The 9,321-nt window shown below is 71.8% G+C and carries 6 protein-coding genes; 2 read left to right on the top strand and 4 right to left on the bottom strand.

Annotated elements, in window-relative coordinates; translation table 11 throughout:
- Positions 1-120: 120 nt before the first annotated feature.
- Entirely contained in the window at positions 121-1,734 is a 1,614-nt protein-coding gene (locus ACFV6D_RS07595; protein ID WP_380558848.1) for a hypothetical protein, read from the bottom strand.
- 91 nt (positions 1,735-1,825) lie between these two features.
- Positions 1,826-2,083, bottom strand: coding sequence for an SCO4848 family membrane protein (locus ACFV6D_RS07590; protein ID WP_380490639.1), 258 nt, complete (start codon positions 2,081-2,083; stop codon positions 1,826-1,828).
- Between the two features lie 142 nt (positions 2,084-2,225).
- Here ACFV6D_RS07590 and ACFV6D_RS07585 point away from each other — a divergent pair, with 142 nt between their 5' ends.
- On the top strand, positions 2,226-3,437 hold the full coding sequence (locus ACFV6D_RS07585) for a D-alanyl-D-alanine carboxypeptidase family protein (protein WP_380338948.1): 1,212 nt from the start codon (positions 2,226-2,228) through the stop codon (positions 3,435-3,437).
- Positions 3,438-3,459: 22 nt separating this feature from the next.
- Here ACFV6D_RS07585 and ACFV6D_RS07580 read toward each other — a convergent pair whose 3' ends face one another.
- Complete coding sequence (locus ACFV6D_RS07580) at positions 3,460-4,407, bottom strand: YihY/virulence factor BrkB family protein (RefSeq protein ID WP_380558845.1); 948 nt, start codon at positions 4,405-4,407, stop codon at positions 3,460-3,462.
- Positions 4,408-4,461: 54 nt separating this feature from the next.
- Positions 4,462-5,460: a glycosyltransferase family 2 protein gene (locus ACFV6D_RS07575; RefSeq protein WP_380370201.1), complete on the bottom strand. Its 999-nt coding sequence runs from the start codon at positions 5,458-5,460 to the stop codon at positions 4,462-4,464.
- A 134-nt stretch (positions 5,461-5,594) separates the two neighbouring features.
- On the opposite strand from ACFV6D_RS07575, the gene ACFV6D_RS07570 reads away from it, so the two are divergent.
- A complete protein-coding gene (locus ACFV6D_RS07570) occupies positions 5,595-9,167 on the top strand; it encodes a CDP-glycerol glycerophosphotransferase family protein (RefSeq protein ID WP_063349034.1) in 3,573 nt (1,190 codons plus the stop codon).
- Positions 9,168-9,321: the final 154 nt, after the last annotated feature.

Here is a 9,321-nt window from a genome sequence, read left to right as displayed (position 1 = left end):
TTTAATATACCCCCAACCAATGCCCCGGGGCCCGGTCACCCCCCCAAATTTAACCACCCCCAGCACCGGGCTACCCCCCACTCCACAGCGTAGTTCGGCCGGGGGGCCTTCGCCATGGGCTCAGCGCAGCGCGCCGAGGTCCTTCGGGGCGGACCAGCCGCTGAAGGTCACCAGGTGCCGGTCGGCGGTCACGGCCCACAGGTCCGGCGTGCCGTCCCCGTCACCGTCGCCCGAGCTGCCGAGGGTCGGGTAGGCGGCGGTGGTGAAGCCGGTGGCGACCACGTTCGCCTTCGGGTCCGCGAGCGCGGAGAAGTCGAAGGTGCCGTCGGCCTTCTTCGGGACCGGGTAGGCGTGCAGGTCACCGGTCGCCCGGTCGCGCGCCCACAGGGCCAGGTTGCCGGCGGCGTCCGGGCCGGGGGCGATCAGGTCGTAGCCGGCCCAGTCGCCGGTGGTGGTGAGCTTGCGGACCTTCTGGGTGCCGAAGCTGAAGTTGCCGCCGGCATGCAGCCAGAGGTTGCCTCCCTCAAGGGTCACCAGCGACGGGGCGAAGCCGCCGGTCGCCGGACCGAACGCGACGAGCTGGTCCGCCTTCGACCAGTCGGAGGCGTAGTCGGCGGGGCACGCCGCGGCTGCCCCGGTGCCGTCCACGCAGCGGGTCGAACGCCCGGCACCCGTCCAGGTCTGGGAGAAGGAGCCGTAGTCGAAGTTCCGGTACTGGTAGAGGTAGCCGTCGCCCGGCTTGTGGACGAAGAGGTCGTCCGAGGACGGCGTGTGCTGGTTCGACCAGCCCAGGTGGGCCACCTGGAACGGCGCCCAGTTGCCGTCGTACGGCGCGTGGGCGCCCGTGATCACCGCATTCGGCGTCGTGTCGGGCGCGTTCACGCTGAGGTACTGCAGGTTGCCCTGCGCGTCGGGCAGCAGGATGTCCGCGGTGCCGTCCCCGTCGACGTCGCCGAGGGTCTTCGGCGGGTTCGGGTTCGACGGGGCGTAGAAGGTGTAGGACGCCCCGCCGACGTTGCCCGCCTTGTCCGTCACCTGGACGTTGAGGATGTTGGTCCCCCAGTCCCGGACCTTGAGGTCTACCGTCACCGTGCCGTCGGCGCCCGGCTTGACGGCATCGGACGAGTCGCAGCCGCCGACACCGAGGTTGCCGAAGCCGTACCGGACGCAGGCGACGCCGGAGGCCTGCCCGCCGGCCGGGGCCGGGTCGGCGGTCGTGAGGACGAAGGTCCCCTTCTGGCCCGCGTACTTGGTGGCGGTGCCGCTCGCCGGGAAGTCGGGCGAGGAGACCGTGGCGGTCGGGCTCGTGGTGTCCACCCGGAAGTGGCAGTCCGCCGACGGGGCGGAGGTCTGCTGGTCCTGCACGGCCCAGGCGTGCCATGCGTAGCCGTGCCCGTCCACCAGACCGGGGACGGCGACCTTGGCCTGCTGGCCGTACGCCTGGGCCGTTCCGGTGAAGACCGGGTCCTGGGCGCCCGTGGTCTCGTCCCAGACGCCGAACCGGGCACCGGTGCCGGTGACCTTGGCGTTGAGCGTCGGGCCGTTCGTGGTCCGTCCGACCCAGCTCGGGGCGGTGGTCGAGTCGCAGGCGTCGGCGCGGTACTCGTTGCCCTGGCTGGTGCCGAGGACGGCCGGCGCGGTGTCGGCGGCGAAGGCGCCGGGCGCGGTGAGCAGGCCGGCCGCGATCGCGGCCGCCGTCACCCCGCCGAGTCTGCGGGCATGCCGAAGTGTCATGGAGGTACCCCACCCCTTTGATCGAGAGATCTCGTTACGTGTACGAGCGGTGAGGATCTTTCCAGTGGGGACCGACAGCGGCAACGGAGATTCAGTCGGTGGCCGGGGTGCGGCGGGTGGCGCGGAGGCCGCGCAGGCCGATGGCGCCGACGGCGACGCCGAGGAGGAAGGAGGTGACGGCGAGGAGGAGGTGGATCCAGAAGAAGGCGGTGGGCTGGGAGTGGTCGCCGTTGGTGAAGGCCTGGCCGCCGGAGTCCTTCCAGAGGTTCTTGACGAAGGTGGTCCAGATGATGATCGACCAGACGCCGAAGGCGGTCAGGAACCAGGAGGTGCGGCGGCTGAGCTTCATGGCGGTCCTCGTCGGGGGTGGGGAGGCGGGGTGCGTCCCCCAGTATGCGCGGACCGCCGATCGGCGTAGGGCGGGCCCCTCGTACGGAGGACCGGCCCGGTGTGGCGCACAGCGGATGCCCCGAAGTGGGTACGGTCTGCGCGTGTCCACACGTCGTCAGAAATTCGCGCATCTGTTCGTCACGACCGCCGCGGTCCTCCCGGCCCTGTTAGCCGCCCCGGGGGCGGTCGCCGCCCCGCAGGAGCCGCCCCCGGCCGCTTCCGTGGTCGGCGGCGAGCGGCTCGGGCGCTCCGGCGTCCAGGTCTCCCCGCTGGCCGGAGCCCCGGCCCTGCCGAGGGACCTCACCGGCGAGTCCTGGATAGTCTCCGACGCCACGTCGGGCGACGTGCTGGCGGCCAGCAACCCGCATCTGCGGCTCGCCCCGGCCAGCACCCTGAAGATCCTCTTCGCCGACACCGTGCTGCCCAAGTTCGACCGCAGCACGGTGCACAAGGTCGCCGACGAGGAGATCCTCGGGCTCGGTGAGGGCAGCAGCCTGGTCGGCATCAAGGAGAACCTGGAATACCGGGTCGAGGACCTGTGGCGCGGGGTGTTCCTGAGCTCGGGCAACGACGCCGTGCACGTCCTGGCGCACATGAACGGCGGCGTCGAGCAGACCGTCGTCGAGATGCAGTCCCGCGCCGACGCCCTCCAGGCCCGGGACACCCGGGTGATCTCCCCGGACGGCTACGACATGGACGGGCAGCTCTCCTCGGCCTACGACCTGTCGCTGTTCGCCCGGGCCGGCCTGCGCAACCCCGACTTCCGGATGTACTGCGCCACCCGGCAGGCGATGTTCCCGGGCGCGGTGGACAAGAACACCGGCCAGCGCGGCAGTTTCGGGATCGCCAACACGGACCGCCTGCTGGGCAAGTACCCCGGCCTGATCGGCGTGAAGAACGGTTTCACCACCAACGCCGGCTCGACCTTCGTCGGCGCCGCCGAACGCAACGGCCGCACCCTGCTGGTGACCGTGATGCACCCGGACAGCTACCAGAAGGTCTACGACGAGACCGCGGCCCTGCTGGACTGGGGCTTCGCGGCGGCCGGAAAGGTGCAGCCGGTCGGCAAGCTGGTCGACGAACTCCCGCCGGACGGCGAGCCGAGCGGCCAGGCCGGCGGCACCGCCGGCGCGCCCCCGCCGGACTCCACCCCCGCCACCCGGCCCGGCACCACCCCCACTGCCACCCCCGCCGCCGCCGAGGACGACGGGCTCGGCCTCGGCGGCTGGCTGGCCGTCGTGCTGGTGACGGCCGCGGCCGGCTACGGGGTGCTGGTCCTGCGGCGCGGCCGCCGCGGAGCGGCCGGCTGGTGACGGCCGGACGGACGGCCCGGCCTCAGGGTTCCTCCCGGGGCCGGGCCGCCGTCGTATCCGCGGCCGCCTGCGCCTCATCGGCCGCCGCCAGCAGCGCCCGGGCGTGCTCCCGGGTGCGCTCCCGGGCGGCCACCGGATCGGCCATCGCCGTCCAGGCCACGCAGTACATCAGCAGCCGGGAGACGAAGTTGATCCACAGCAGCAGCGCCACCGGCACGCCGAAGGCGCCGTACAGGCTCTTCCCGGCGACGGAGCCGAGGTAGGAGGCGAGCAGGACCTTCAGCAGCTCGAAGCCGACCGCGCCGATCAGCGCGCCCTGCAGCACGTCGCGCCGGCGCTGGCCGCCGATCCCGGGGAACGGCGCCAGCAGGTAGGCGAAGAGCAGCGTGTCGCACGCTATGGCAATGAGCACGCCGACCCCGGTCAGCAGGTAGCCGCTGCGCAGGCCGGTCCAGTCGGCGATCCGCCCGGCCAGCGTCGTCCCGGCGGTGGAGGCGCCCACCGAGATCAGCGACACCACGCCGAGGCCGCCCAGCACCGCGCAGTCCCAGGCCTTGCGCAGCACCACGTTGGTGTCGTCGTCGGGCAACTGCCAGACGTCCCGGATCGAGGTGCGCATGGTGTCCACCCAGCCGAGGCCGGAGACCAGCAGCAGCGCCCCGCTGACCAGTCCGACGGCGCCCGCGTTGGCCACCAGGGACGGCAGGTTGAGCGCCTGCGAGATGCCCGGCAGCTGGTCGGAGATGTGCTTCTGCAGGTCCGCCACCTGGCTGCTGCTGAGCGTCGAGACGGCGATCGCCAGGCCCACCGTGAGCAGCGGGAACAGGGCGAGGAACCCGAAGAAGGTGACCGCACCGGCCAGCCGGTTGCCCCGGGCGGCGGAGAAGTACTCGTACACCCGGTACGGGCGGCTGCGCAGCACCCACGTGACGAGCGGGCCGACGACCGGGAGGCGGGTCAGGAAGTCCACCCGACCGGTTATACCGGTCCGTCCTCCGAACGGCCGTCAGGCTCGGCGCAGTCTCTAGCGTTTCACCAGGCGGCGGGCCCGGGCGAGGGCGCGGACGGCCTGGTAGGCGCCGTAGCGGCCGTGGCTGAGCAGTTCGGTGCGCACGCCGTCCACGCCGGGCGGCGGGCGGTAGCCGGCCGGCCGGAGCCGGGCGCAGTGGGCGGCGGCGCGGCGGAAGTACTCGCGGCGGTCGCCGGGCGGGATCCGGCCGGGCTTGGAGACGACGGTGTTGAGGTGGTGCAGCATCCGGCCGTAGACGACCGGGCGCCAGTGGTCGAGGTCGGGGCGGCGGTCCAGGAAGGCGAAGACCAGGTCGTACTGGGCGAAGACGTCGAAGTGCTTGCGGCTGGCGGTGGCCAGGATGTTGCCGCCCTCCTGGCGCTGGCGGTAGTGCACGCCGACCTCGTCGAGCAGGGTGATCCGGGCGGCGGCGAGCAGCGCCGGGTACGTCCAGGGGGTGTCCTCGTAGTAGCCGGCCGGGAAGACCAGCTGCTGGGCGGTGACGAAGTCGCGGCGGTAGGCCTTGTTCCAGACCACCTGGAGCAGGTCGAGCAGGTCGGGGCGGGCGGCGAGGTCGAAGACGTCCGGGGAGGCGGCGCCGAACACGTGGGCGGAGGCGGCCCGGGTGATCCGGCCGTCGGCGTAGGTGCGGGCGTAGTCGTAGACCAGGACGTCCGGGTCGCCGGTGGCGGCGAGCCGGTCGTCGACGCTCTTGAGCAGCTGGGGGGTGAGCGTGTCGTCGCTGTCGAGGAAGATCACGTAGTCCCCGGTGGCGGCCTCCAGGCCGGCGTTGCGGGCCCGGCCGAGGCCGACGTTCTCGGGCAGGTGCAGCACCCGGATCCGCGGGTCGGCGGCGGCTGCCTCGTCGAGCATCGGGCCGCAGCCGTCCGGGGAGCGGTCGTCCACCGCGATCAGTTCGAGGTCGGGGCCGCCCTGGCCGAGCACCGAGTCGAGACACTCGGCGAGGTAGTCCTGAACCTGGTACACGGGGACGATCACGCTGAAGCGGGGCACGGGCCCAGCGTAGTGGCCCCGAAGGGCCCCATGGCCCGGAGGTAGGATCGGTGCGCACGTACGCACCGATCCAAAGTGCGGTCAGGCCCTCAACGGGCTGCCACGCTCCTTCCCGAGAAAGGCCTGCGTAGCCGATGGCTCCCCGCCTCTCCATCGTCGTTCCGATCTACAACGTCGAGCGTTACCTGGTCGAATGCCTCGACTCGATCGCCGCCCAGACCTTCACGGACTTCGAGTGCGTCATGGTCGACGACGGTTCGAAGGACGACAGCGCGGCCCTCGCCGAGGCGTACGCGGCCAAGGACTCGCGGTTCCGCCTGGTCCGCCAGGTGAACAAGGGCCTCGGCGCGGCCCGCAACACCGGCATCCGGCACATCGACCCGGACGCCGAGTTCCTGTGCTTCGTCGACAGTGACGACTCGATGCCGCCGAGCGCGTACGAGTTGATGATCAACACCCTGGACGAGACCGGCTCGGACTTCGCCACCGGCAACGTGCTGCGGTTCCGCGCGGTGGGCTACTACCAGTCCGGCGGCCACTCGCGGCCGTTCAGGGAGACCAAGCTCAAGACGCACATCACCGAGGTCCCGGCGCTGGTCACCGACCGCACCGCGTGGAACAAGGTGTACCGCCGCTCCTTCTTCGACGCGGCCGGCATCCTCTACCCCGAGGGCATCCTGTACGAGGACGCGCCGGTCAGCGTGCCGCACCACTACCTCGCCAAGAGCGTGGACGTGCTCTGCGAGCCGATCTACCACTGGCGCGAGCGCGAGGTCGGCGAGATGTCGATCACCCAGATGCGCACCAACCCCAAGGGCCTGATCGACCGCGTCACCTCGGTCGAGCTGGTCCGCGGCTGGCTGCGCAAGCAGACCGATCCGCGCTTCGCCCAGTACCTGCGCTCCTACGACGAGAACACCCTCGTCGAGGAGATCCCGATGTTCTTCTGGTCCGTCGTGGACGGCGACAAGGAGTACCGGGACGCCTACATCAAGAACGTCAGCCGGCTGCTGCGGGCGATCGGCCCCGAGCAGGTCCGCAAGCTGCGGGCGCCGCTGCGGCTCAAGTACCACCTGACCCTCCAGGGCCGGATCGACGAGTTCGTCGAGCAGATCAAGTACGAGGGCGAGAGCAACGGCGGTGTCCAGGCCCGCGGTCTGCTGCGCCCGTACGCCGACTACCCGTTCCTGCGCGGCGGGCGCAAGAGCGTGCCGTCCGGCGTGCTCAAGCTGGACAACTCGCTGGTCATGCGCAGCCGGCTGTACGAGACGGCCTGGGTCGGCGGGCGACTGCAGCTGACCGGGCACGCGTACCCGGAGCAGCTGGGCGCGGCCGGCAAGCACGACATGGTCCGCACCCTGGTGCTGCGCGAGGCCAAGGGCCGCCGGGTGATCGCGGTGCCGATGAAGACCCAGTACAGCCCCGAGGCCACCGCCAGCTGCCACCACGACCTGTACAGCTGCGACTGGGCCGGCTTCACCGTCGGCGTCGACCCGAAGAAGCTCAAGCACCGCGGCCAGTGGAAGGACGGCAACTGGCGCGTCCTGGTGGCCGGCGCGGGCAAGGGCGGCGTCTACAAGGGCCGGGTCTGGGCCGGCTGGAGCGACACCGCGCAGTACATCCCGGCGCACTGGGTCGAGCCGGACGTGCGGATCGTGCCGTGGGTCCGGGACGGCTCCGTCTACCTGCGGGTGGAGACGGTCAAGGCCCGGGTGACCGGCCTGGCCTCGCACGGCGGCCGGGTCGAGGTGTCGGGCGCGGCCCGCTCCGGCTCCAGCTTCGCCGGGGCCCGGCTGCGGCTCACCCACGTCGAGTCCGACCGCGAGCTGGCCTTCCCGCTGGAGCTGGGCGCGCCGGTCGGCAGCCTGCAGCCGTTCAGCGTGTCCTTCCCGGTGGCCGAGCTGACCGCCCTCCGCGAGGCCTGGGCCGAGCTGGACCCGGTGGCCGCCGAGCGCGCCCGTGACCGCTGGGACACCGCGCTGGTCCTGGCCGACGGCAGCACCGTCCCGGTGACCTGGGACGACCGCAACGCCCCGGCGCAGCTGCACCTGCCGCTCAACCCGGACGCCCCGGTCGACCAGCGCCGGGCGCTCTACTCCAAGCCCTCCCCCAGCGGGTACCTGCAGTTCTCCGACCAGCTGCTGCAGCCGGTGGTGGACGAGGTCTCCGCCCGCGGCGCGGACGGCTTCCTGCTCAGCGGTTCGTTCCCGCTGTCCGGCGCGCACCGCTGGGAGCTGGTGGTCCGGCACGACTGGCGCGAGGAGGAGCACGTCTACCCGGTGGAGATCGCGGACGGACGGTTCCGGACCGCGCTGCCCGCCGTGCCGACGGCCTCCTTCGCCGGCCGGGTGCCGCTCGCCCAGGGCACCTGGAACGTCTTCTTCCGCCCGGTCGGCGCCGTGGCCGAGGAGCTTCCGAGCTCGTACGCGCTGATCTCGCCGGACTGCTTCGGCGCGATGCCGCTGGAGGTGGAGTCCCGGGGCAAGCGCATCGTGCTGGAGCGCCGCCACCACGACGGCCTCTCCCTGGAGTCGCACTCGGCGCTGCTGCCGGAGGAGCGCAGCGGCTACCGGCTGCGCCAGCTGCGGTTCGTCGACTACCCGAACGCCCGCCGGCACCCGGTGCGCGACACCGTGCTGTACAACGTCGGCCTCGGCGGCCTGTACGCCGACTCGCCGCGGGCGGTCCACGAGGAGCTGGTCCGCCGCGGCCTGCCGCTGGAGCACCTGTGGGGCAGTGACGACCTCCAGGCCGATCTGCCGCAGTCGGCGAGCGCGATCCGGCTGTGGAGCCCGGAGTGGTTCGAGGCGCTGGCCACCGCCAAGTACATCGTCACCAGCACCCACCTGCCCGACTTCTTCGTCCGCCGCCCCGGCCAGGTGGTCCTGCAGACCTGGCACGGCAGCCCGCTGAAGCAGATCGGCCTCGATTTCGAGAAGGTCTGGTTCACGGACGCGAACTACCTGAAGGGCCTCGCCCGGGAGGTTCCGAGCTGGAGTCTGCTGGCGGCCGGCAACAGCTGGTCGGCCCCGATCCTGCGACGCGCGTTCGATTACAAGGGCGAGATTCTCGAAAGCGGTTCGCCGAAGAACGACCTGCTCTTCGCGGCCGACCGGGAGAAGACCGCCGAACAGGTGCGCGAAAGGCTCGGCCTGCCCGAGGGCAAGAAGGTCGTGCTCTACGCGCCGACCTGGCGCGAGGACCGGCGCCGGCCGAACGGCGGGTACCAGCTGGACCTGCGGCTCGACCTGGCGGCGGCCAAGGCCGCGCTCGGCGACGACCAGGTGCTGCTGGTGCGCCGGCACAGCATGATGTGCGGTCAGATCCCGGGCGCTGGCAACGGCTACATCTGGGACGTCGGCAGCTACCCCGACATGGCGGAGCTGCTGCTGATCGCCGACGTGCTGATCACCGACTACTCCGCCAGCGTGTTCGACTTCGCCGCGACCGGCAAGCCGATCCTGTTCTTCACCTACGACCTGGAGCACTACCGCGACAACCTGCGCGGCTTCAGCCTGAACTTCGAGGCGGAGGCGCCCGGCCCGCTGCTGGCCACCTCCGAGGAACTGGTCGACGCGCTCGGCCGGGTCGGCGAGGTCGCGGCCGAGTACGCCGACAAGGCCGCCGCGTTCCGCACGGCGTACTGCGACCTGGACGACGGCAAGGCCTCCGCCCGGGTGGTCGACGCGATGCTCCGCGCGGAGTAGTGCCGAGCAGCACCGAGTAACACGGGGTAGCCCGCAGCACCCCGAGAGCCCCACCGAGGCGCGGGGGGGGGCCCCCGCCGAGGGCGCCCTGGGGGTTGCGGGGATGTTCACTCAACACAACAGAGTAGTGGGGGGGGAAAAGAAATGACAAAAC

The organism is Kitasatospora sp. NPDC059812, assembly GCF_042732075.1.
Taxonomy (GTDB): Bacteria; Actinomycetota; Actinomycetes; order Streptomycetales; family Streptomycetaceae; genus Kitasatospora.
The sequence above is the reverse complement of the archived record's forward strand: the minus strand, read 5'-3'. Positions and strand labels throughout refer to the sequence as shown.

Coding starts and splice junctions, on each gene's coding strand:
- ACFV6D_RS07595 (WP_380558848.1), bottom strand. CDS start 1,734: ATGACACTTCGGCATGCCCGCAGACTCGGCGGGGTGACGGCGGCCGCG.
- ACFV6D_RS07590 (WP_380490639.1), bottom strand. CDS start 2,083: ATGAAGCTCAGCCGCCGCACCTCCTGGTTCCTGACCGCCTTCGGCGTC.
- ACFV6D_RS07570 (WP_063349034.1), top strand. CDS start 5,595: ATGGCTCCCCGCCTCTCCATCGTCGTTCCGATCTACAACGTCGAGCGT.